The organism is Sphingomonas sp., from assembly GCF_036387595.1.
Taxonomy (GTDB): Bacteria; Pseudomonadota; Alphaproteobacteria; order Sphingomonadales; family Sphingomonadaceae; genus Sphingomonas.
Window position 1 is genome coordinate 101,126 of record NZ_DASVTL010000117.1, and the last position, 23,483, is coordinate 124,608.

A 23,483-nucleotide genomic window follows, 5' to 3' on the forward strand; every position below is an offset into this window, starting at 1 on the left:
CGTGCGGGTCGATCGCCGCAGCTTCATCGCCGGCGCGGGCGCGCTGAGCGCAGCGGGGGCCACAGCCGCGCCCCGCCAGCGGTTCGCGATCGAAGGCGACGCCTTCCTGCTCGACGGCCAACCGTTCCAGATTCGCGCGGCCGAGATGCACTATCCCCGCATTCCGCGTGCCTGCTGGCGGGATCGCATGAAGAAGGCCCGGTCGCTGGGTCTCAACACGCTGTCGGCCTATTGCTTCTGGAGCGTCCACGAACCGCGGCCCGGCCGATACGACTTCACCGGCCAGAACGATGTCGCTGCGTTCCTGCGCATCGCGCAGGAGGAGGGGCTGTACGTCGCGCTGCGCCCCGGACCGTATATCTGCGGCGAATGGGACGCGGGCGGCTATCCGGCTTGGTTGTTCGCCGACCCCGCCCTGCGCGTCCGCACGCTCGATCCGCGCTACATGGCCGCGACGACCGCATGGCTGAAGCGGCTGGGGCAGGAATTGGCGCCGCTCCAGATCACCCGCGGCGGCCCGGTGATCCTGGTTCAGGTCGAGAACGAATACGGCTCGTTCGGGCAGGACGCGGCCTATATGACCGCGATGCGCGACCTGGTCCGCGCGGCCGGGTTCGAGGTGCCGCTCTACACCGCGGATGGCGCAGCGGTGGTCGAAAAGGGTATGGTGCCGGGCGCGGTGGCGGCGATCGACTTCGCTTCCACCGACAATGCCATCGGCGAGTTCGCGCGCCTTGCCAAGGCTCGCCCCGGCGCACCGCGCTACGCCAGTGAAGTCTGGAGCGGCTGGTTCGATCATTGGGGAGAGCCGCACCAGGTCGTCCCCGCAGAACCGCTCGCGCGCAACATCGACGCGATGATGAAGGCGGGCAGTTCGTTCAGCTTCTACATGTTTCACGGCGGCACCTCGTTCGCGTTCGATGCAGGGGCCAATCTCGACCCAGCCAAGGGCTATCAGCCCGACATCACCAGCTACGATTATGACGCGCTGCTCGACGAGGCGGGCCGGCCGACCGCCAAATATGCCGCCGTGCGCGACGTGCTGCTTCGCCACGGGGTCACCGGTCCGGCTCTGCCCGCCCCGCAAGCCGGGATCACGATCCCGCGTTTTTCCCTGAGCCAGACCGCGCCGCTCGCGCAATTGCACAAGCCACCGCTCCACCATGACCGACCGCAACCGATGGAGGTGATGGAACAATCCCACGGCCTGATGCTCTACCGCCATCGCGCCACGCGCGACCTGAGCGGCGTCCTGCGTTTCGAACCGCACGATCATGCGGTGGTTTCGATCGCTGGACGGCGCGTCGGCACGCTCGACCGGCGCCTGAAGCAGACCGATCTGGCGATCACCGTGCGCCGCGGCGAGACGATCGACCTGCTCATATCGGCGTTCGGCCGGATCAATTACGGCCCGCTCACCGGCCGTGACCGCAAGGGGATCGACGGGATGGTCCTGCTCGGCGGCGTACCGCTGACCGGCTGGGATCATCAGCCGCTGCCCCTGGACGACGTGTCCGAACTGACCTTCGGTGATGCCGCGCTGAACGGCCCCGCCTTCTACCGCGGCACCGTCGATCTCGCCGCCACCGGCTATACCTTCCTCGACATGCGCGGCTGGGGGATGGGCTATGCCTGGGTCAACGGCCACAATCTCGGCCGGTACTGGTCGATCGGCCCGCAGCGGCACCTGTACGTGCCGGCGGAATGGCTTCGACCCGGTGCCAACAGCGTCGTCGTTCTCGATCTGGAGGGCGGCGGCGCCCGCACCCTGGCGGCGGGTACAAGCCCGATCTGGGATGCGCCCCGCCCCGGCTGATGGGCGCGCGTCTGAACCCAAGATTTGCAGTGGCGCGCTGCTGATCGTAGGGCGAAACCTGGGTCATTCGGCAAGAGAAGGACGTTCGACCGCCATGAATCTGGCCCAATTGGCGACGCTGGCGGGCGTTGCGACTTCCACCGTTTCGCGCGCATTGGCGGGGCATCCCTCGGTCAATGCAGCGACACGCGAGCGCATTCAGGCGTTGGCGCGCGAACATGACGTCCGCCCCAATCAGCTGGCGCGCAACCTGCGATTGAAGAATACTGGGGCGATCGGTCTGGTTCTTCCCCTTGGCCACGCGCGCACGCAGCATCTGAGCGATCCGTTCTTCCTGACGCTGCTGGGGTTCCTGGCGGACATGCTGGTGGAGCGCGGCTACGATATCCTGCTCTCGCGGGTGATCCCCGCAGGCGCCGATTGGCTCGATCGTCTGGTCGACAGCGGGCGGATCGACGGTTTGCTGCTCGTCGGCCAGTCCGATCAGGGGGCCGCGATCGAGCGGGTCGCCGCGCGCTACCAGCCGCTGGTGACCTGGGGCGCCAACCGTCCGGGTCAGCGCCACCTGACGATCGGGTCCGACAATGTCGAAGGCGGCCGGCTTGCTGCACGCCATCTGATCGCGCGGGGCGCGGGGCGGTTGATGTTCGTGGGTGATCCCCAACCGCCCGAATTTGCCGACCGCCTGGCAGGATTCGAGGCGGCGGCACGCGAGGCGGGCACGTTCGTGGAGGTGCTGGCGACTGCGATGATTCCGGAAGCGGTGCACGCGGCGGTGTCTGCGCGACTTGCGAACGGCTCCTCACTGGAAGGGATATTCGCGGCGTCCGACGTTGCGGCGATGAGCGTGCTGCGCGCATTGGCGGAGGCTGGCGTCGACGTGCCCGGAACGACCGCGGTGATCGGCTATGACGATGTCACGCTGGCCGCGCACACTTCCCCGCCGCTCACCACGATCCGTCAGGATCTCGCGCTGGGCGCCGAACTCATGGTCGATCGCCTGATGAAGCGCATCTCGGGCGAGCCCGCGGAGTCGGCGATCGTTCCACCAACTCTCGTCATCCGGCAATCCGCCTAACCGCAAACGATTGCGAAAGGCGTTGCAATCGTTTGCGATGGCGCTATGACGGCCGGGAGAGGCTTCACAGAAGGCCTCGGCCGAGGGAGGATCGCATGAAGCTACGTCACAATCTGCTCGCCGGAATCGCCGCTGTGGCGCTGGCGGGGACTGCCTCCGCCCAGAGCGCAGCCGAGTCGCCGCAGGATGCCGCCACCTCTTCGCCCGTCGAAGCCGGAGCCGACGAGGACATCGTCGTCACCGCCGTCGCGCAAGGAACCAACCGGCTCGAATCTTCCATCACCACCAGTTCCATCGGATCGGAAGCGCTGATCCAGCTTGCGCCGCGGACGTCGGGCGAACTGCTCCGCAACCTCCCCGGTATCCGGGTCGAGGCCTCGGGCGGCGACGGCAACGCCAACATCTCGGTGCGCGGCCTGCCGGTCGCATCCGGCGGCTCGAAATTCCTCCAGCTTCAGGAGGACGGCCTGCCGATCCTGGAGTTCGGCGACATCACCTTCGGCAATGCCGACATCTTCCTGCGCGCCGACTTCAACGTGCGCACGGTCGAATCGGTGCGCGGCGGATCGGCCTCCACCTTCGCGTCCAACTCGCCAGGCGGCGTCATCAACTTCCTCTCCAAGACCGGCGAGCAGGAGGGCGGATCGTTCCAGCTGTCGAGCGGGCTCGACTACCGTGAATATCGCGCCGACTTCGACTATGGTGGCAAGCTGTCGGACAGCGTCACCTATCATCTCGGCGGCTTCTACCGGATCGGTGATGGTCAGCGCGACGTCGGCTATGACGGCGTGCGCGGCGGCCAGATCAAGGCGAACATCACCAAGTCGTTCGACGGCGGCGGTTTCATCCGCTTCCACGGCAAATATCTCGACGATCGCGCGATCGGCTATCTGCCCAATCCCGTGCTGGTGACCGGCAGCAACGACGATCCCGAATACCGCAACATCGCCAATTTCTCGATCCAGAACGGCACGCTGCACAGCGGCAACATCCGCACCGCGCGGACGCTCGACGGCGACAACCGGCCGGTGACGCGCTCGATCACCAACGGCCAGCATCCGGTGGTGTACGCCGGCGGACTCGAAGCCCAGATCCCGATCGCGGAAAGCTGGAACCTGGTCGAGCGCTTCCGCTACGCCGATATCTCCGGCGGCTTCACCTCGCCCTTCCCGGCCAGCGTCGGATCGGCGCAGGGCGTCGCCAACGACCTCGGCGGGGCAGGGGCACAGCTGTTCTTCGCCGGCGGGCCGCAGAGCGGTCAACGCATTGCCAATCCTGCCGGCCTGAACGGCAACGGACTGCTCGCCAACGTCGTGCTGTTCGACGTCGATCTGAAGAGCCTGAACAACATCACCAACGACATCCGCGTGAACGGATCGGTCCCGTTGGGGACGGGATCGCTGTCGATCACCGGCGGCTTCTATGCGTCGCGCCAGGACATCGAGACCGACTGGCTGTGGACCTCGTTCGTGCAGACCGTCGCCGACAACGGCCGCGCCGCGCTGGTCGATGTGCGCACCGCTGCCGGCGTGCCGGTGACCCAGATGGGCGTGCCGGGCTATTCGGCGAGCTTCTTCGGCAATTGCTGCCGTCGTTCCTATGATCTCGACTACACCACCTACGCACCGTTTGCGCAGCTCGGGCTCAGCCTCGGGCGCTTCAACATCGACGGTTCGCTGCGCTACGATTTCGGCCGTGCACGCGGCAGCGTTGCGGGTGCCGACCTCGGCGCAGGCTTCGGCCCAGGGATCACGACCTTCGACATCAACGGCGACGGCGTGATTTCCGCCGCCGAGCGCCAGGTCGCGGTGATCCCGGCTCGCCGCTCGCCGCTCAATTACAATTACGACTATCTGTCCTATTCGGGCGGCGTGAATTTCCGCCTGACCGATGCCACCGCCCTGTTTGCCCGCTACAGCCGGGGCGGCCGCGCCAATGCCGACCGGCTGCTGTTCGGCCCGTCGATCAATCCGGTGACCGGCGGGCTGACCGATGAAGGCGCGGCGGTGGATTTCGTCCGCCAGCTGGAGGGCGGCTTCAAGTTCCGTCAGAGCGGTGTGTCCCTCTACGCGACCGGCTTCTGGGCACGCACCGAGGAGCAGAATTTCGAGGCCACGACGCAGCGGTTCTTCAACCGCGATTACGAGGCGAAGGGTGTCGAGCTGGAAGCGCGGATCGCGCGCGGGCCGTTCTCGCTGTCGGCGGGTGGCACGTACACCGATGCCGAAATCACGCGGGACGTGCTGAACCCCGCCGTCGAGGGCAACCGCCCCCGCCGGCAGGCCAAGTTCATCTACCAGGTGACGCCGCAGGTGGATTTCGGCCCGGTGACGTTCGGCGCGAACGTGATCGGCACGACCGACAGCTTCGCCCAGGATAGCAATCAGCTGAAGATGCCAGGCTATACCCAGGTCAACGGCTTCATCGCGCTGCGCCCAGCGGAAAACGTCACGGTCAGCGTGAACGCCAACAACGTCTTCGATATCAAGGGCATCACCGAAGCGGAGGAAGGCGCGATCCCGACGAACGGCATCGTGCGGGCACGCTCGATCACGGGACGCACGATATCGGCGGCGGTTCGGTTCGGCTTCTGATCCGCAGGAGCGGCAGGTGGCGTCGGTTCCCTCAAGCGACCAGCGGATCGCGAAGCTCGGCCCACGGCTAAAGCGCCAGCTGGGCCGGCTCTATGGCGACGAGGGACTCGACCGCCTGTGGGCGCGCGTAGCGGATATTCTGCGCGCCCGCGCGGGCGAGCGGCCGGCGGCGCTGGTCGCGCTGGACGAAGCGCGGCTCGCCGATCCCGACTGGTTCGTCGCCCCCGACATGGTCGGCTATTCCACCTATGTGGATCGGTTCGCGGGGACGTTGGCGGGGCTTACAGGGCGGGTCGATCATCTCGAATCGCTCGGCGTCCGCTACCTCCATCTGCTCGCCCTTTTGAAGGCGCGGCAGGGCGACAGCGACGGCGGCTTTGCGGTCGCGGACTATCTGGCGGTCGAACCGCGGCTGGGCACGATGGCGGACGTGGAGCGCCTGGCCGAACGGTTGCGCGCGGGCCGGATCAGCCTGTGCGTGGATCTCGCGCTCAATCACACCGCCGACGATCATGCGTGGGCCGTCGCGGCGCGGGCGGGCGACCCGCATTACCGCGCCTTCTATCACGTTCTGGGCGAGGCGGAGGCGCAAGCCAGCGAGGCCGATCTGGCGCAGGTGTTCCCGACGACGGCGCCCGGCAATTTCACCCATATGCCCGCGATGGGCGGCTGGGTCTGGACGACTTTCTACCCGTTTCAATGGGATTTGAATTGGGCGAACCCGGAGGTCATGCTGGCGATGATCGACACGATGCTGCGGCTCGCCAACCACGGGTTCGAAGCCTTCCGCCTCGATTCCACTGCCTTCCTCTGGAAAATGCCGGGTACGAATTGCCGCAACCTGCCCCAAGCCCATTTCATCGTGCGCGCGCTGCGCGCCGCGCTCGACATCGCCGCACCGGCGACCTTGCTCAAGGCGGAGGCGATCGTGCCGACCGCGCTCGTGCCGCCCTATTTTGGCGCAGACGACGGCGACGGGTTCGAAGCCGAATGCCACCTGGTCTATAACAACTCGCTGATGGTCGCGGGTTGGGTCGGTCTGGCCGAGCAGTCGGCTGCTTTGCCCGATGCCATCCTGCGGGCGAGCGGGGGATTGCCCCGGGGTGCGAACTGGCTCAGCTATGCGCGCTGCCATGACGACATCGGCTGGGGCAATGTGCTGGCCGATCTGGCCGGGATCGACGCCGATCCGGTCGGGCGGCTTACCGCCGCCGCGCGGTTCATCGACGGCCAGGACGGCAGCTGGGCGCGCGGCGAGCCGTTCCAGTCCGACGGATCGGCCCTCCACGGCACCAACGGCACGATGGCGTCGCTCGCCGGGCTGGAATCCGCCCACGACGATGCGGCGCGGGATATGGCGTTTCGCCGAATTGCGCTGCTCAACGCGCTGACGATCGCGAGCGGCGGGCTCGCCACGACGTACATGGGCGATGAGATCGGCATGCTCAACGATCACGGCTATCTTGCCGATCCCGAGCGGTGGCACGAGGGCCGCTGGCTGCACCGCGGCCGGATGGACTGGGACCGGCTGGACGACGCAGCTGCGACGCGGATCACGCGCGATCTCGCGCGGCTGCGTTCGGCACGGGTCGCAAGCGGCGGCGTCGGCGCTCCGGCGGCCTTTGCGACCGGCGCTCCCGAGGTGCTCGGGATCGCTTGCGGCACCGACCGGGTGTTCCTGAACTTCTCCGGGAAGCCGGTCGCCGTCGATGCGACCGAGGGCTGGCGCGATCGCCTCGCCGATGCTCTCATCATGCGCGATGCCCCAGTCGAACCCTGGAGCATCTTATGGGCGGGGCCGGTGGCATGATGGGAAATTCACGAGTGACCAAGCCGCGCCTTTCGCTGCTCCGCCTGATCGAGATGAACCTGGGGTTCCTGGGGCTGCAATTTTCCTTCGGGCTGCAACAGGCCAATATGGCGCCTATCTATGGTTATCTCGGCGCCGACGAGGCTAGCCTGCCGCTCCTCTGGCTCGCCGGGCCGGTCACCGGCCTGCTGGTCCAGCCGCTGATCGGTGCGATGAGCGATCGTACCTCGACCCGGATCGGGCGGCGAACGCCCTACTTCCTGGTCGGCGCGGTGTTGTGCAGCCTGTGTCTGCTGGCAATGCCGTACAGCCCGACGCTGTGGATCGCGGCCAGCCTGTTGTGGGTGCTCGACGCGGCCAACAACGTGACGATGGAACCGTATCGCGCCTATGTCGGCGATCGGTTGCCCCCCGAACAACGCGCCGCGGGGTTCCTGACCCAATCGGCCTTCACCGGCTTGGCGCAGACGCTGGCCTATCTGTCGCCCTCGCTGCTGGTGTGGTTCGGTTTTGACAAGGACATGACGGACGCGAACGGTATCCCGGACATTACACGCCTTGCCTTCCTGATCGGCGCGGTATTGTCGCTCTCGACGATCGTGTGGTCGGTCGTCCGAGTGCCCGAACTGCCGTTGACCGAAGCCGAGAAGGCGCATCTTGCGGCCGAACCGCTGACCTTCGGCGGCGCGCTGCGCGATCTGCGCGTCGCCCTCGTCGAAATGCCGAAACCGATGCGCCAGCTGGCGCTCGCGATGCTGTGCCAATGGTATGCGATGTTCGCATATTGGCAGTTCATCACCTTCGCCCTCGTCCGGTCGCTCCATGGCACCGCGGACAAGACCAGCATCGCCTTCCGCGATACGGTGCTCACCGCAGGGCAGCTCGGCGCCTTCTACAATGCGGTGGCGTTCGTCGCGGCGCTCGCGCTGGTGCCGCTCGCCCGCCGCTGGGGCGCAAAGCACGCGCATGCCGCGTGCCTGCTGGCATCGGGCGCGGCGATGCTCGCGATTCCCGGCATCCGCTCGGAGGCCGGGCTGTTCGTCGCGATGCTCGGCATCGGCGTCGGCTGGGCCAGCATGATGGGCAATCCCTACATCATGCTGATCGACATGATCCCGCCCGAGCGCAACGGTGTCTATATGGGCATATTCAACATGTTCATCGTGATCCCGATGATTATCGAGAGCCTGACCGTCCCGCTTTTTTACCATTCGCTGCTCGATGGCGAACCGCGCAACATCCTCTATCTGGGTGGCGCACTGATGGTGCTGGGCGCCGCGGCGACGGTGCGCGTCAGGGCTGAAGCGCCAGCGCGCTGACGATCGACGCCCAGGAAACGAGCTTGAAATTCTGAGCCTTGGGAAGATTGTCGCCGTCCTGAGCGACGAACAACCCGCCGGGATAGGACGCGCCGAAATCGCCGAGCGCGACGGCGATGCCATCGGTCTCGCTCGTCGCGCCCAACGTGCCCGCGCCGACGCGGAAACGCCCCGAGAACTTTTCGGTAGCAAGATCGAACAGCGCATAGGCGTTGTCACCCTGGCTGGAGACGACCAGCCAGCCGCCCGATGCCCCGATGGGAGCGAGCGCGACGCCCTCGACATCGGCGACCAGCGTGCGGCCGTCGATGCCGGCGACCTTGACCGGCACCGCCGATCCAGTGGCGGCGGCATCGAACCGCCAGATGCCGACATCCTCCTCCGCGACGTAGAGCCGTGCGGTTCGCGGATCGACGACGCAGCCTTCCGACTGGGTGGCCAGCTTCATCGTGCGGACGATCCGTCCGGTCGGTTGCGCGGTGCTCAGATCGAGTGCGACCTGCGCGATGGTGCCGTCCTTCAGCACCAGGAACGCGTCGACGCCGCCGGTGCGGTTCGGCCCCAGGCACAGGCCGTAAGCCTCACCCGCGCCCCCTGCGACGCTGCCCAGCGGCGTCAGCTTGGCCGCGGCGGTATCCAGCGCGAACAGCGCGATACGGGCGGCGGCGGCATCGTTGCGGTCCGACGCGGCGACCAGCACCTGGCGGCGACCCGCTATCGTGGTCTCGATCAGATCGACGTTGTTGACGCGGCCAGCATCCACGAAGTCGCGCTGCGTACCGTCCAGCGCGTACACGTTCAGCCCGGCGCGCTTGTCCGTGCCGACGATCAGGCTGCGCGCGGGATCACGATGGTCCCGCCAGATCGCGGGATCGTCTGCCGCATCGGCATTGGCGGTCGCAACGGCTGCGGTCTCGCCGACCGCGGTGACGACGGGAGCAGGGTTGCGCGCGGCAATGGTCGCCCAGTCCACCGGCCGCGTCGTCGTGCAGCCCCCCACGAGCATGGCAAAGGCTGCTGGTGTCACAACACTGAAAACATTCCGTAGGCGCATTGTCATGTCTTTCCCCCAACGAGCCCCGGGGACTCGCAGCCGATTGCGACACGAGCATGACAGGGAACATTATGAAGATCATCCACCGGCTGCGGCTTGGCGCGGCGGCGCTTCCCATGATGATCGCGACGCCCGCGTTCGCGCAAGCCGAACAGAAGGTTCCGGCCCCCCCCGCCGAGTCGGTCGATGCGCGCGACATCATCGTTACGGGGCAGATCCAGTTTCGCAACCGCACCGACGACGTGAACCCGGTGCTGTCCTACGATCTGGAGTATTTTCAGCGCTTCGAGCCGGTGTCGGTCGGCGAGATGCTCAAGCGCGTGCCCGGGGTCACCTTCACCTCGGACGTGCTCGAATATGACGGCGCCCAGATGCGTGGCCTTCCGCCGGGTTTTACCCAGGTGCTCATCAACGGCAGGCGCGCGCCGGGCGGCGAGAGCGATCGCAGCTTCTTCGTCGATCGCATCCCCGCCGAACTTGTCGAGCGGATCGAGATCGTCCGCGCGCCGCGCGCCGACCAGCCGAGCGAGGGCGTTGCCGGCACGCTGAACGTCATCACCAAGGAATCGAACGCGTTCGATGGCGGGTTCGTGAAGGTCGGATCGCTTATCAACGAGGATGGCGGCATCCGGCCGTCCGCCGCCCTGGCCTATGCCGACACGATCGGTGACACCAGCTTCTGGACCGCGGTCAATTATCAGGAACGGCGCAATCCCAAGCAGAAGGTCTCCTTGCGCTTCGGTGCCGAGCCTGCGGCGCGTACAACGGGCGATCCCGACTTCGATAACACCGAACGCCAGAGCGATACCCGCGACGGCAGCGATCTGTCCGCCAATGCCGAGGTCACGCAGCGGTTCGGCGACGGCGGTTACGTGCGCTTCGGCGGGTTCGTCGTCGACACCGACCGCGACGAGGACGAGACCTCAACGACGTTCGAGGGGTCCGACCTGGATTTCGACGGCGTCGAGGTGCAGCATGAGGACATCAAGCAGCGCACCTATGTGCTGACCAGCGACGCGGTCGTGCCGCTGGGGGGCATGAAACTTGGCCTGGCGGCGGGCTGGTCCGGCTTTCGCGAAGATACCGACATCAGCGTGTCGGAGGGCGACGACGATGATGATCGCAGCAACGTGAGCGAGGTCGAGCGCGAGACGCTGGATATCAAGGACGACGAGTTCAGCGGCACCCTCTATCTCTCGCGCAGCGTCGCGGCACTCCAGCTCAAGGTGGGCATCGACCTGCTCGACAAGACCCGCGACGGCGCCAACATCGTTACCGACGTGGAGGACGAGGACAGCGAAGCTCTACCCGGGGCGAACTTCCGTATTCGTGAGCGCCGCTACGATCCGTATTTCCGGGTGACCGCGACGCCGTCCGAGACGGTGACCATCGACGCGGGCCTGCGCTACGAGATCACGCGCCGCCGCACGACGACCGTGGATGCGTCTGCGACCTACGATACGGAGTCGCTCAATCCCTCGCTGCACCTCAAATTCTCGCCGACCACCACCGACCAATTCCGTGCATCGGTGGCGCGGACGGTGCGGCGGCCGAATTACGATCTGATCTCGCCGTATCTTCAGGAGGAAACGCCTGGCGACGACGACGAGACGGTCGGTAATCCCGCGCTGCGCAACGAGCGCGCATGGGGCGTCGATGCCGGTTACGAACGGCGCCTGAGCGGCAACGGCATTGCGGGTGTGAACCTGTTCTACCGCGACATCACCGACCTGAGCGAACTGACCGCGATCGGCGAAGCGGAAGCAGGCGGGCAGCGCTTCACGCCGCGCAACATCGGCAAGGGACAGGCGTGGGGCGTGGAATTCGATCTTTCCACCCCGCTGGGCTTCATCGGCCTGCCCGACACCGGACTGTTCGCGAACTACACCTATCTGGACAGCCGCACGCGCGATCCCTTCACCGCGCAGAAGCGTCGGTTCAACAACCAGCCGCACCATGTCTATAATGTCGGCATGATCCAGACCGTGCGACCGCTGAACGCCAGCTTCGGCGCAACGGTTTCGGGGCGGTCGAAGGCGTTGGAGAGCAATTTCGACGAGACGGTGGAACTGACCTACACGCCCGATCTTGAGGCGTTCGTCGAGAAGCGGATCGGCCGCAACTTCGTGCTGCGCGCGACCGCGTCCAACCTCCTGAACCGGACCAAGCGCGAGACATTCCGCAAATATGACGGCGGCAGCTTCGCCGAGATCCTCGCCAACCGTGCGGCCGGCGATCTGGATGAGTTCGAACTGGAACGCGAGCGTTCGGGCAGGCTGTTCCAGGTCACTCTGCGCGCGGCCTTCTAAGCGGCTGTTCCCCCTCGTGCGCCGGCATGCCCGGAACTGACTCAGCCGCTGTTCCGCAATGCGGTCGCGACGGCGTTGATCGACAGCAGGATGCCCTCGCCGATGCGGGGGTCGTCCTCTCCCGCGCGGTGACGCTTCATCAGTTCGATCTGGAGGAGGTTCAGCGGCTCGATATACGGCAGGCGCAGGCGGATGGAGGCGTCGAGCGCGGGATGTTTCTCCAGCAGCCGCGATTGGCCGGTGGCCTGGAGCAGGCCCTCGTGGGTGCGGTGCCAGCCGTCGCGGATGGTGCCGAATATGCCGCGCAGAGCGTTGTCCTCGACCAGTTCGGCATAGCGCGCGGCGATCCCCATGTCCGATTTCGCCAAGACCATTTCCATATTGGCGAGCGTGGCGGCGAACAGCGGCCATCCCTGCGCCATCTCGGCCAGCAGCGCCTTGTCCTCGAACGCTTGCAGCGCGTGGCCGACGCCGTACCAGCCCGGCAGCATCACCCGCGCCTGCGCCCAGCTGAACACCCAGGGAATGGCGCGCAGGTCTTCGATCGCGTCCGATTTGGTGCGGCTTGCGGGGCGGCTTCCGATCTTCAAGCCCGCTATTTCGGCGATCGGTGTCATCTGGCGGAAGAAGGTGCGAAAACCGTCCGTTCCGTAAACGAGGTCGCGGTAAGCCTTGAAGGCGGTGGCCGAAATATCGTCCATCGCGGCCGAAAACCTGCTGTTCTCGGCCTGCGAGAGACGCTCGGGTTGCAGGCTGGCGAGCAATGTCGCGGACGCCATCGCCTCCAGATTGGCGATGGCGCTGTCGCGGGTGCCGTATTTGCCCGCGATCACCTCCCCCTGTTCGGTGATGCGGATGCGGCCCTGGACGGTGCCGCTGGGCTGCGCACGGATCGCGGCGAAGGCCGAACCGCCGCCACGCCCGACCGCACCGCCGCGGCCGTGGAACAGCTGCATGCCGATCCCCGCCGCGTCGAACACCGGCTTCAATGCCGTCGAGGCCTTCGACAGCGACCAGGTGCTGGTGAGATAGCCGCCGTCCTTGTTGCTGTCGGAATAGCCGATCATCACCTCCTGATGACCGCGCGCGCCGATGATCGCGGCGATTTCGGGGAGCGCGAAATAGGCCTGCATGATCGCGGGGCCGGCCTCCAGATCCTCGATCGTCTCGAACAGCGGGACCGCCATGATCGGGCAGGTGGGGGACCGACCCGGCCGGTAGAGGCCGACTTCTTTCAGCAGCAGATGGATTTCGAGCAGGTCGCTGACCGATTTGCCCATCGAGACGATGTAATTGACGATACACTGCGGGCCATAAGCGGCATGCGCGTCGGCCGCGGCCTGGACGATCGCGAGTTCGGACGCGGTCTCTTGCGAATAATCGGTGAAGCGGCTGGCGAGCGGGCGGGCATTGGCCAGTTCGCAGCGCAGCAGCGCGACGCGGGCGTCCTCGTCGAGCGCGGCATAATCCTCCGCGACCCCCGCGACCTTGAGCAGTTCGGCGACGACGCGTTCGTGGACCGCGCTGTTCTGGCGCAGGTCGAGCGTGGCGAGATGGAAGCCGAAGGTCTCGCACGCCCGGATCAGGCGGCCGAGCGCGCCGCTGCCCGCGAGCGGCCCCCCAGAATCGAGACCGCCCGCGATCTCCAGCGCATGGGCGATGGCGACGAGGTCGCGGCGGAAGGATCGCGGATCTGGATAGGCTTCGCCGGCGAGCGCGCCGGGGCGCGGGGCAGGCTTGCCGGTCAGCGCCTGGTGGGTCGCAGCGAGGCGCGCGTAGATGCCCGAGAGCGCGCGGCGGTACGGCTCGTCGCTGCGGCTGGCGGCAGTGTCGCCGCTCGCCTCGGCGAGACGGGCGACCGCCGGATCGACCACCGCATGCCCGGCGGAAATCGACAGTTCGGCGCCGAGCGCATGGATTTGATCGCGATAATGGCCGAGCACCGCTTCGGATGCCTTGGCCAGCGCGACCTTCAGCGAATCGGCGGTGACATAGGGGTTGCCGTCGCGGTCGCCGCCGATCCAGCTGCCCGGCCGCAGGAAGCTGGGCACGCGCGCGCCCAGCGCCCGGTCCCAGCGCTGGTAGAGCGCGGGGAGCGCGGGGAGGAAGACGTCGCGCAGATAGCTGAGCGAGGTCTCAACCTCGTCGGTCACGTACAGCCGCTCGCGGCGCAGCACGCGGGTCTGCCAGAGCAAGGCGATCTGGCGCAGGATCGCCTCGTCCACCGCATCGCCGTCTGGCGTGGTGTCGCGCCCCGCGTCCTTGAGCGCCATCAGCTGCGCGATGCGATTGCGGTGGTCGATCATGCTCTTGCGCCGCACCTCGGTGGGGTGGGCGGTGAGCACGGGGGCGATCAGCGCGTGATCCAGCAGGCGCATGACCGCGTCGCGATCGACGCCCGCCTCCGCCAGCGTTCCGAGCGCGGAGGTCAGGTCGGCGCCTTGCTCCACCGCGAAGCCCTGACGATCCTCGGCGAGGTTGGCGAGCATCGAGAAAAGCATGAAGCCGCGAACGAAATCGAGCGTCTCGTCGAGTCCGAGCCGGTCGAGGCCGAGGTCGACACCATCGCCGTCGCCGCCGTCACGGTGTCGCTCGACCGACGCTTTGCGGATCGCCTCGGTCGCCTCGAACAACCGGTCGCCGCCATAGGCGCGGATGACGTCGCCGAGCATCGCGCCGAGGAAGCGCACGTCGGCATTGTTGGCGATTGGGGGCAGAGTGGGGGGAGCGCTGGCCATGCGGCGATGCTGCATCGCGGCAGGGCAGCGGTCAACCGGGTGCGCGCCTCAAAGCCGGCCGTTCGCCGCCACGCGCTCGTCCGACGTCAGCGTGCCGTCGCGATTGAGGTCCATCGCATCGAAGCGTGCCAACGTGCCTTCGCCGAATTCGCTCGACGTGACCTCGCCGTCGCCGTTGCGATCCAGCCTTGCCAGCCGGGAATTGCGCCGCGGCATCTCGGTGCCGGTGATGATGCCGTTGCCGTCGCGATCGAGGTTGACGAAGCGGCGTTGCTGCGCACTGCCGTAATCCAGTCGCGAGACGATCGAGGGCGGCACGAAGCCGGCGGCGCGTGCATCCGCCTTGGCCGCTTCCTCGACTTTGTCCGAACAGGCCCCGGTCACTATCGCCAGCATCGAAATCGCAACCCGCATCATGCCTCCAGTTCGATGTCCCAATAGAGCCAGTCGCGCCATGTGTCGTGGAGATAGTGCGGCGGGAAGCTGCGGCCATGTTCCTGCAGGTGCCAGCTGGTCGGCCGGATCGGCTCGACGTGCAGCGGCATATGGGCCTGGCGGGGGGTACGGCCGCCCTTTTTCAGGTTGCACGGCGCGCAGGCGGTGACGACATTCTCCCAGGTCGTCCGGCCGCCTTGCGCGCGGGGCACGACATGGTCGAAGGTCAGGTCGCGCGGCGATCCGCAATATTGGCAGGCGAAGCGATCGCGCAGGAACAGGTTGAACCGGGTGAAGGCGGGGAATTGCGAAGGCTTCACGAATTGCTTGAGCGCGATCACGGAGGGCAGTTTCAGCCGCAGGTTCGCGCTGCGCACCTCGCGCTCGTAATGCGCGACGATATCGACGCGGTCGAGGAACACCGCCTTCACCGCGGTCTGCCACGGCCAGACCGACAGCGGGTAATAAGACAGCGGCGTGTAATCGGCATTGAGGACGAGTGCGGGGCAACCGTCCGGGTGGCGGATCAGGTCGGGGTGAAACACGCGCCCTCCCGTGGCTGTTCGCCGCCCGCGATGCCGCGGGGGCGTGACACGGGCATGACAGCATGACCGGCGATATGGGGTCAACCCCCGTGCGCCAGGCGATCGTCACGCGCTTCGCGCCTTCACCGACGGGGCGGCTGCATCTGGGCCATGCCTGGTCCGCCATCCGCGCCTACGATTTTGCGCGTGCTCGCGGTGGGCGGTTCCTGCTGCGGATCGAGGACATAGATACCACGCGCAGCCGGCCCGAGCATGTCGAGACGATCCTCGCCGATCTGGCGTGGCTCGGCCTGTCGTGGGACGGGCCGGTGATATTCCAGTCGGAGCGTATGGCGCTTTATGCCGACGCGGTCGAACGATTGAAGGCGCGGCGGCTGGTCTATCCATGCTTTTGCACCCGTGCGGACATCGCCGCGGCCAGCGTGGCGGCGCCCCATGGATCGGAGCCGGTGTATCCCGGCACCTGCCGCGGGTCGGATGCCAGCGGGCGCATGGGCGAGCCGCATTGCTGGCGCCTCGACATGGCGGCGGCGCCAAGTGGGCCACTCGTCTGGCATGATGCTACCGCGGGCCAGGTCGCGTGCGATGCTTTTGCCCAGGGAGACGTGGTGATCGCGCGCAAGGATGTCGCCGCCAGCTATCATCTCGCGGTCACGATCGACGATGCGAGCCAGGACGTGACTGACGTCGTCCGCGGCGTCGATCTGTTCGCTGCAACGCATGTCCACCGCCTGCTTCAGGCGCTGCTCTGCCTGCCGACACCGCGCTATCACCACCATCCGCTGCTCACCGGCGCCGACGGCGAACGGCTGGCCAAGCGCCACGGTGCGCCGACGCTGGCAGCGATGCGCGAGCGGGGAGACGATGGCCGTGCGCTCGCAGATCGCTTGCGCGCGGGCATTGGAAATCGCGGGCTTCGCTCCTAGATGGGGTTCATGCAAACCTTCCTCGTCATCCTCCTCGTGGCCGCGATGATCGCGACCGTGGTGGCGCTCGTGCGCGGCGTCATCGCTTTCCTGCAGGACAGCCATGCGCAAGTGAGGGGCGGAAACGGCCCGTCGGCCGCATCGCTCAAGTCGAACCGCATGATGCAGCAACGCATCTTCTTTCAGGCGATCGCGGTGCTGATCGTGGTCGTGATCCTGTTCGCCGCCGGACGGACCTGAGCGCGGATTGGTCAAGCTCAACCGCATCTACACCCGCACGGGCGACGACGGCACGACGGGGCTGGTCGATGGTTCTCGCGTCGCCAAGGACGATGCGCGGCTGATCGCGATCGGCGACGTCGATGAGGCGAACAGCGCGATCGGCATCGCGGCGGCGGCGCTCGACGGGCCGGTCGCGGCGGCACTGACGCGTATCCAGAACGACATGTTCGATCTCGGCGCCGATCTTGCCACGCCTGGGAGCGACTTCGCGCCGTCCGAGATGGTGCTGCGCATCGTGCCCGCGCAGGTGGCGCGGCTGGAGCGTGAGATCGACGGGATGAACGATCATCTGCCGCCGCTCACCAGCTTCATCCTGCCGGGCGGCAGCGCTGGGGCGGCGGCGCTGCATCTGGCACGCGCGACCGTGCGGCGGGCGGAGCGTGCGGCAGTGGCGGCCGGTGCAGGAATCAACCCGGCAGCGCTCGCCTATCTCAACCGCCTGTCCGATTTTCTCTTCGTCGCCGCACGTGCGGTGAACCAAGGCGATGCGGGCGACGTTCTATGGCGACCGGGCGCGACGCGCGGCGATTAGCCGGCGTCAGCCGATGAGGGAAAAGCCGGATGACCAAGCTCGCGGTGTGGCCCGGTGCTGCTCCTCTCGAACGCCGCTATGCCGGGGTCCGCGCACTCTCGATGGCGCTGGCCGAGCCGCTGTCGGATGCCGACGCTTCCGTCCAATCGATGCCCGACTCATCGCCCGCGAAATGGCATTTGGCGCATACGACGTGGTTTTTCGAGACCTTCGTGCTGCGCGATCAGGTGCCGGACTATCGGCTCCACGACGAACGCTGGCCGTTCCTCTTCAACAGCTATTACGAAGCCGAGGGCCGTCGCCATGCGCGCGACCGTCGCGGCATGGTAACCCGGCCGACCTTGGACGAGGTGCGGGCGTATCGCGCGCATGTCGATGCAGCGATGGCGGCGGCCTTGCCCGACCTGGGCACAGCGGCGCTCGATCTGGTGACGCTGGGCTGTCATCACGAGGAACAGCACCAGGAATTGCTGGTCACCGACATACTCCACCTCTTCTCGGAAAATCCGCTGGAGCCAGCACTCTACCCACCGCTGCGCAAGGTGCCGGTGGCAATGCCTGGGCCGATCGCGTGGACCGAGCATGGCGGCGGGCTGGTCGAGATCGGCCATGACGGCGGTGGCTTTGCGTTCGATTGCGAAGGCCCGCGGCACGCTGCGCTGCTCAGCCCGCATGCCATCGCCGATCGCACGATCACCAACGGCGAATGGGCGACGTTCATCGCCGACGGCGGGTATCGGGAGCCGCGCTGGTGGTTGGCCGACGGCTGGGCTTGGGTGAAGGCGAACGGCATCGCGGCGCCGCTCTATTGGGAGCAGGGCGAGGCTGCGTGGACGCGGATCGGGCTCGACGGTCGGCGCGCGATCGACCCCGCGGCGCCGGTGACGCATGTCAGCTTCTACGAGGCCGATGCCTATGCGACCTGGGCGGGTGCCCGGCTGCCGACCGAGTTCGAGTGGGAGACTGCGGCTGCCGCGCACGATCCCGCAGGCGGCAACCAGATGGACGCCGCCGCAGCGGTCGAGCCGCGGCCCGCCGAAACGGGCGCGGGCTTCTTCGGCGACGTCTGGGAATGGACCGGCAGCGCCTATCGGCCCTATCCCGGCTTTCGCGCGGCGGACGGCGCGGTCGGCGAATATAACGGCAAGTTCATGAGCGGCCAGTTCGTGCTGCGCGGCGGATCGTGCGCCACGCCGCGCGGCCATGCACGGGCGAGCTACCGCAACTTCTTCTACCCCCAGCAGCGCTGGCAGTTCACCGGCGTCCGCCTCGCGAAGGATCTTTAGCGTTGCTCAAGCCCGAGATCGAGGATGGGCCGGCCAGTCATGCCCGTCTGTCCGGCGCCGATCCTGCTTTCCGCGCGGACGTGATCGCCGGGCTGACGCGGCGTCCGCGCGCGATTCCCGCGCGCTGGTTCTACGACCGCCGTGGTTCGGAGCTGTTCGAGGCGATCACCGATCTGCCGGAATATTATCCGACTCGGACCGAGACTGCGATCCTGCGTGAAGCCAGCGCGGACATCGCTCGGCTGGCAGGCGCGGGGCGCGCGGTGATCGAATTCGGATCGGGATCATCGACCAAGACGCCGATCCTGCTCGGCGCCGTCCGCCCGTGCGCCTATGTGCCGATCGACATTTCTGGCGAGTTCCTGCGCGAATCATCGCGGGTGCTTGCGGCGGCGCATCCCGGGCTGGAGGTGATCCCGCTGGAGGCCGATTTCATGCGGCCGATCACCTTGCCGCCGCGGATCGCGGAGCGGGAGAAACTCGGCTTCTTTCCCGGCTCGACGATCGGCAACATGACGCCTGCAATGGCGATCGACCTGCTGCGCGCGATGCGCGCGTCGCTGGGCGAGGGCGCCATGCTGGTCATCGGCATGGACCGGATCAAGGACGTCGCGGTGCTGGAGCACGCCTATGACGATGCCGCAGGTGTCACCGCGGCGTTCAACCTCAACCTGCTGGAGCGGATCAACCGCGAGTTGGACGGCACGATTCCCGTCGATGCCTTCGGCCACAAGGCGATGTGGAACGACGACCGCGCGCGTGTAGAGATGCATCTGAAAGCGAAACGCGCGGTAGACTTCGCCATTGACGGGTACCGGTTCGCCATGGCGGCGGGCGAGACGATCCACACCGAAAACAGCCATAAATATGGTGCCCGCGATGCGCGCATCCTGCTGCGCGGCGGTGGATGGACGCCGGTGGCCGATTGGACCGACCCCGAAGGCCTATTCGCGATCTATCTGGCGGAGGCCCAGGCCGTTCGTGCCGCACCTTGAAAGACAGCGGGGAGCGGTGGCGGGCTGTACCGCAGCCGGCTATGCGGCAGGGATAACGAAGGATGAAGTGCGCATGAGCATCGTAGGTGTGATCGGGGCGGGGCAGATGGGCGCCGGAATCGCGCAGGTCGCGGCGCAGGCGGGTTACCAGGTGCTGCTCGCCGATGTCGGGCTCGAACGGGCAGAAGCGGGCAAGGCGGGCATCGCCAAGGCGCTCGACCGGCTGGTTACCAAGGAAAAGATCGCGGCAGCAGACCGCGATGCCGCGATCGCGCGGATCGAGACGGTCGGCCATACGTCGGGGATGGCCGAAGCCGAAATCGTGATCGAAGCCGCGACCGAGCGTGAGGATATCAAGCGCGCGATTTTCGAGCAGGTCGGGCGCGTGCTGGGCGACGATGCGGTGCTGGCGTCGAACACCTCGTCCATCCCAATAACCCGCCTGGCCCAGGCATCGCCCGATCCCGCGCGGTTCGTAGGCGTCCATTTCTTCAATCCGGTGCCGGTGATGGGATTGATCGAGGTGATCCGCGGGCTCGCCACGTCGGACGCCACGGTCGCGCGTATCGAGGCGTTCGCGACCGCGCTCGGCAAGCAGGTGGTCCACGCCAACGACGCGCCGGGGTTCATCGTCAACCGCGTGCTGATGCCGATGCTCAACGAGGCATGCTTTGCGCTGGGCGAGGGTGTGGCGACGATCCGCGACATCGACCTGGCGTGCCAATTGGGGCTGAACCATCCGATGGGGCCGTTGACGCTTGCCGATTTCATCGGGCTCGACACTTGCCTGCAGATTACGCGCGTGCTGTTCGAAGGGACCGGCGATCCCAAGTTCCGCCCGGCGCCAATTTTGGTCAAATATGTCGAAGCCGGCTGGTATGGCCGCAAGACGGGCCGCGGCTTCTACGATTATTCGGGCGAGACGCCGGAGCCGACGCGATGACGACGGGCAGTCTGGACGACACGATCATCGAAACGCCCGAAGGCCCGATGACGTTCAGGGAATGGAAGAAGAAGAACCCGGTCCAGCTGCCGTCCCGACGGACCAAGGGCAAGGACTTGCCCAACAAGGTCAAGCTGCGCACCGACGAGTGACCGCGCCCTCAAGATGGCAGGTGCAACGCCCAATAGGATGCGGTGACCGCCGCCGCTGCGAGCGCCAGGCCGACGCCCACGCGCTTGTTATCGCCGAGAGAGTATTGTGCCCTCGTCGCCACCGTTTGCGGCAGCAGCGGGGTCGCCAACGGGAGCGGGAGCGGCGGTGCGGGGACGGTTGCCAGCGCTTCGGCCAGTTCGTCGTCGCTGAGCGGAAATAGGAATTCGCAGCCGTAGCCATGATCGTCTACGCGCGCGACACGGGCGTTGCACATGCCGATCCCGCGGATGCCGAGCGTAATCAGCGCGCCGGTGTCGAGATCGGCGACGGCGGGCACGCGGACGCCGGTGGCCGACAGATCCTCGACCACCACGTCGAAGGGCCGCAGCGATTCGTCGCGCAACGTCGAATCCATGACGACGCTGTACCGCGGCGACCCGCGCAAATCCCGGTACAATCGTGCATTCACGGCCATCGCCACACCCCTTCGTCAAGAGGATAGGCACAAGGGCTTAACCGCGGGTAAAAGCGTTAACCGATCAGCAGCCCGGCGAGGGCGGCGCTCATCAGATTAGCGAGGCTCCCGGCGATCAGCGCGCGTACGCCGAGCTTGGCAATCATCGGCCGCTGGTTCGGCGCCAGGCTGCCGGTCACCGCCATCTGAATTGCGATCGACGAGAAATTGGCGAACCCGCACAGTGCGAACGTCACCACCGCGACGGTGCGGGGACTGAGGGCGCCGGCCTGTTTGCCGAGGTCGATATAGGCGACGAATTCGTTGAGCACGATCTTCTCGCCGAACAGCCCGCCGGCGATCCCCGCCTCGTTCCACGGCACGTTGAGCAGCAGCATGACGGGTTGGAAGACATAGCCGAGCATCTGCTGGAACGAGAGGGCAGGGTAGCCGAACCACCCGCCGATCCCGCCGAGCAGGCCGTTGGCGAGCGCGACCAGGGCGACGAACGCCAGCACCATCGCGCCGACCGCCACCGCGAGACGCACACCGGTCTGCGCACCCTGTGCCGCGGCCATGATGAGATTGGCGGGCTTCTCCTCGTCGTGGCTCGCCTCGGGCATCGGTTCGCCGGGTGCGCCTTCGGGCAGCAGTGCGGCGGGACCGCGGCCGCTGATCCGGGATTCAGCGATGGCGATGGCGCGGTCCTCATCCGGCGCATCGCCCAGCGGCAGCTCGCCTTCGGGCGGCGTCACCCGGTCGGGCATGATGATCTTGGCCATCAGGATGCCGCCGGGCGCGGCCATGAAGCTGGCGGCGAGCAGATAGTCGATGCGGATGCCCATCGAGGCATAAGCGGCCAGGATCGTGCCGGCCACGCCCGCCATGCCGCTGACCATGACGGTGAACAATTGCGCCGGGGTCAGCCCCGCCAGATAGGGACGGATCACGAGCGGCGATTCGCTCTGCCCGACGAACACGTTGGCCGCGGCACACAGCGATTCGACCTTCGACACGCCGATCACCTTCTCGATCCCGCCGCCGACCCAGCGGACGATCATCTGCATGATGCCCAGATAATAGAGGATCGACACCAGGCTGGCGAAGAAGATGATGACCGGCAGCGCCGCGATGGCGAAGCTGGCTCCGCCGATCTCGGGGGAGGCCATCTTGCCGAAGAGAAATTCGGTGCCCTTCTGCGAATAGCCCAGCAGGTTGGCGACGCCCTGCGACATCGTGCCGAGCACCGCCTTGCCGACGCTGGAATACAGCACCAGCACCGCGATCGCCGTTTGGAGCGCGAAGGCGGCGCCGACGACCCGCAGCCGAATGGCGCGGCGGTCGGTGGAGAGCGCAAACGCGATTCCGAGGATCACGAGAATACCGGCAAGGCCGATGAGAAGTCTGGTCATGCGCATCCCGCTCAAGCGTCCGCAGCCCCCCGTCGGTGCGGCGCCGCACCATACACCGCGATCACGCATCGGCTAGTGATTTGACGTGGCGGCATTTCGCGGTAGCGTCCGCGCGATGGATACGACCTCCCCCGCGATCCCGCGCGCGCTGTTCGCCTTTTCGGTTTTCTACGGCGGCATGGTCTGCATCGCCGGGGTGCTGGGCAACAAGCAGGTCGCGCTCGGCCCGCTTGCAATCGAGGCGGGCATCTTTGCCTTTCTGCTGCTTGTCGTAACGTCCAGCGCGATTGCCGAACTGTACGGCCGAACCGTCGCCAACCGCTTGGTGATATTCGGCTTCGTACCGCTCGTCATGTCCCTGGGGCTGACCCTGATCGTTCTCGCGGTGCCCGCGTCGCCCAGCATGGCGCCAGACCGGATCGCCGCGTTCGAACTGATGATGGGCGGCAAGCCCGGCCGGTGGCTGGAGGACGGTACCCCGCGCATCTGGTTCGGCGGTATCGTCGCTTACGGAATATCGCAGACGCTCAACGTCACCATTTTCTCCTGGTTGAAGGGACGTGAGGGCAAGCCGATGCTCTGGCTTCGCTCAGGGATAGCAGGCGTGCTGAGCCAGATCGTCGATACCCTGCTCTTCGTCACGATCGCATTCTGGGGGGTCTTTCCGATCGGGCAACTGCTCGCCGGGCAGTTGCTGGCCAAGACGATACTTTCGGCGGTGCTGGTCCCGCCGCTCATCTATGCCTTCGTCGCGCTTGGACGATGGCTGGACGCGGACCCCGCGCGAAAGTAACCGGCTGCC

At 66.8% G+C, this 23,483-nt stretch carries 20 protein-coding genes; 14 read left to right on the forward strand and 6 right to left on the reverse strand.

Translation table 11 applies throughout. The features are described from left to right. Window position 1: 1 nt before the first annotated feature. The 5 genes from VF643_RS14130 to VF643_RS14150 all read left to right on the forward strand — a co-directional run bounded on the left by VF643_RS14130 (window position 2) and on the right by VF643_RS14150 (window position 8,617). A complete protein-coding gene (locus VF643_RS14130; protein WP_331044026.1) occupies window positions 2-1,816 on the forward strand; it encodes a glycoside hydrolase family 35 protein in 1,815 nt (604 codons plus the stop codon). A gap of 94 nt (window positions 1,817-1,910) precedes the next feature. After that, window positions 1,911-2,894 (forward strand): LacI family DNA-binding transcriptional regulator, encoded by a 984-nt coding sequence (locus VF643_RS14135; protein ID WP_331044027.1) that lies wholly within the window; start codon window positions 1,911-1,913, stop codon window positions 2,892-2,894. 95 nt (window positions 2,895-2,989) lie between these two features. Then, on the forward strand, window positions 2,990-5,488 hold the full coding sequence (locus tag VF643_RS14140) for a TonB-dependent receptor (protein ID WP_331044028.1): 2,499 nt from the start codon (window positions 2,990-2,992) through the stop codon (window positions 5,486-5,488). Window positions 5,489-5,504: 16 nt separating this feature from the next. Next, window positions 5,505-7,298 carry an alpha-amylase family glycosyl hydrolase gene (locus VF643_RS14145; protein WP_331044029.1) on the forward strand — a complete coding sequence of 598 codons (1,794 nt, stop codon included), beginning with the start codon at window positions 5,505-5,507 and terminating at the stop codon, window positions 7,296-7,298. Next, window positions 7,298-8,617 carry an MFS transporter gene (locus VF643_RS14150; protein ID WP_331044157.1) on the forward strand — a complete coding sequence of 440 codons (1,320 nt, stop codon included), beginning with the start codon at window positions 7,298-7,300 and terminating at the stop codon, window positions 8,615-8,617. Before VF643_RS14145 ends, VF643_RS14150 begins: the two co-directional genes overlap by 1 nt. Here VF643_RS14150 and VF643_RS14155 read toward each other — a convergent pair. After that, window positions 8,592-9,623 (reverse strand): phytase, encoded by a 1,032-nt coding sequence (locus VF643_RS14155; protein ID WP_331044030.1) that lies wholly within the window; start codon window positions 9,621-9,623, stop codon window positions 8,592-8,594. The genes VF643_RS14150 and VF643_RS14155 overlap by 26 nt on opposite strands. Before the next feature lie 119 nt (window positions 9,624-9,742). On the opposite strand from VF643_RS14155, the gene VF643_RS14160 reads away from it, so the two are divergent. Then, the gene (locus tag VF643_RS14160; protein WP_331044031.1) at window positions 9,743-11,980 is read left to right on the forward strand and encodes a TonB-dependent receptor plug domain-containing protein; all 2,238 of its coding nucleotides are present in this window, start codon (window positions 9,743-9,745) and stop codon (window positions 11,978-11,980) included. Window positions 11,981-12,021: 41 nt separating this feature from the next. Here the strand turns inward: VF643_RS14160 and ppc are convergent, their stop codons facing one another. Genes ppc through VF643_RS14175 form a run of 3 tightly spaced genes read right to left on the reverse strand, consistent with a single transcriptional unit; the run spans window position 12,022 to window position 15,698 of the window. Continuing rightward, window positions 12,022-14,718 (reverse strand): phosphoenolpyruvate carboxylase, encoded by a 2,697-nt coding sequence (gene ppc, locus VF643_RS14165; protein ID WP_331044032.1) that lies wholly within the window; start codon window positions 14,716-14,718, stop codon window positions 12,022-12,024. 48 nt (window positions 14,719-14,766) lie between these two features. After that, window positions 14,767-15,135 carry a hypothetical protein gene (locus VF643_RS14170; protein ID WP_331044033.1) on the reverse strand — a complete coding sequence of 123 codons (369 nt, stop codon included), beginning with the start codon at window positions 15,133-15,135 and terminating at the stop codon, window positions 14,767-14,769. After that, a complete protein-coding gene (locus VF643_RS14175; RefSeq protein WP_331044034.1) occupies window positions 15,132-15,698 on the reverse strand; it encodes an HNH endonuclease in 567 nt (188 codons plus the stop codon). Before VF643_RS14175 ends, VF643_RS14170 begins: the two co-directional genes overlap by 4 nt. A 62-nt stretch (window positions 15,699-15,760) precedes the next feature. Between VF643_RS14175 and gluQRS the strand changes: the two genes are divergently transcribed. The 7 genes from gluQRS to VF643_RS14210 all read left to right on the forward strand — a co-directional run bounded on the left by gluQRS (window position 15,761) and on the right by VF643_RS14210 (window position 20,814). Beyond that, window positions 15,761-16,624, forward strand: coding sequence for a tRNA glutamyl-Q(34) synthetase GluQRS (gene gluQRS, locus VF643_RS14180; RefSeq protein WP_331044035.1), 864 nt, complete (start codon window positions 15,761-15,763; stop codon window positions 16,622-16,624). Window positions 16,625-16,633: 9 nt separating this feature from the next. Then, window positions 16,634-16,864 carry a twin transmembrane helix small protein gene (locus VF643_RS14185; protein ID WP_331044036.1) on the forward strand — a complete coding sequence of 77 codons (231 nt, stop codon included), beginning with the start codon at window positions 16,634-16,636 and terminating at the stop codon, window positions 16,862-16,864. 7 nt (window positions 16,865-16,871) lie between these two features. Then, a complete protein-coding gene (locus VF643_RS14190; RefSeq protein WP_331044037.1) occupies window positions 16,872-17,438 on the forward strand; it encodes a cob(I)yrinic acid a,c-diamide adenosyltransferase in 567 nt (188 codons plus the stop codon). A gap of 29 nt (window positions 17,439-17,467) precedes the next feature. After that, window positions 17,468-18,724: an ergothioneine biosynthesis protein EgtB gene (gene egtB, locus VF643_RS14195; RefSeq protein ID WP_331044038.1), complete on the forward strand. Its 1,257-nt coding sequence runs from the start codon at window positions 17,468-17,470 to the stop codon at window positions 18,722-18,724. A 2-nt stretch (window positions 18,725-18,726) separates the two neighbouring features. After that, window positions 18,727-19,719 carry an L-histidine N(alpha)-methyltransferase gene (gene egtD / locus VF643_RS14200; RefSeq protein WP_331044039.1) on the forward strand — a complete coding sequence of 331 codons (993 nt, stop codon included), beginning with the start codon at window positions 18,727-18,729 and terminating at the stop codon, window positions 19,717-19,719. Between the two features lie 73 nt (window positions 19,720-19,792). Then, entirely contained in the window at window positions 19,793-20,662 is an 870-nt protein-coding gene (locus tag VF643_RS14205; RefSeq protein WP_331044040.1) for a 3-hydroxybutyryl-CoA dehydrogenase, read from the forward strand. Continuing rightward, on the forward strand, window positions 20,659-20,814 hold the full coding sequence (locus tag VF643_RS14210; RefSeq protein ID WP_331044041.1) for a hypothetical protein: 156 nt from the start codon (window positions 20,659-20,661) through the stop codon (window positions 20,812-20,814). Before VF643_RS14205 ends, VF643_RS14210 begins: the two co-directional genes overlap by 4 nt. Window positions 20,815-20,822: 8 nt before the next feature. Here the strand turns inward: VF643_RS14210 and VF643_RS14215 are convergent, their stop codons facing one another. Both VF643_RS14215 and VF643_RS14220 read right to left on the reverse strand, forming a co-directional pair. Continuing rightward, complete coding sequence (locus tag VF643_RS14215; RefSeq protein WP_331044042.1) at window positions 20,823-21,290, reverse strand: PilZ domain-containing protein; 468 nt, start codon at window positions 21,288-21,290, stop codon at window positions 20,823-20,825. Window positions 21,291-21,346: 56 nt separating this feature from the next. After that, a complete protein-coding gene (locus VF643_RS14220) occupies window positions 21,347-22,681 on the reverse strand; it encodes a NupC/NupG family nucleoside CNT transporter (protein ID WP_331044043.1) in 1,335 nt (444 codons plus the stop codon). A gap of 115 nt (window positions 22,682-22,796) precedes the next feature. Between VF643_RS14220 and VF643_RS14225 the strand changes: the two genes are divergently transcribed. Then, the gene (locus VF643_RS14225; protein ID WP_331044158.1) at window positions 22,797-23,474 is read left to right on the forward strand and encodes a queuosine precursor transporter; all 678 of its coding nucleotides are present in this window, start codon (window positions 22,797-22,799) and stop codon (window positions 23,472-23,474) included. Window positions 23,475-23,483: the final 9 nt, after the last annotated feature.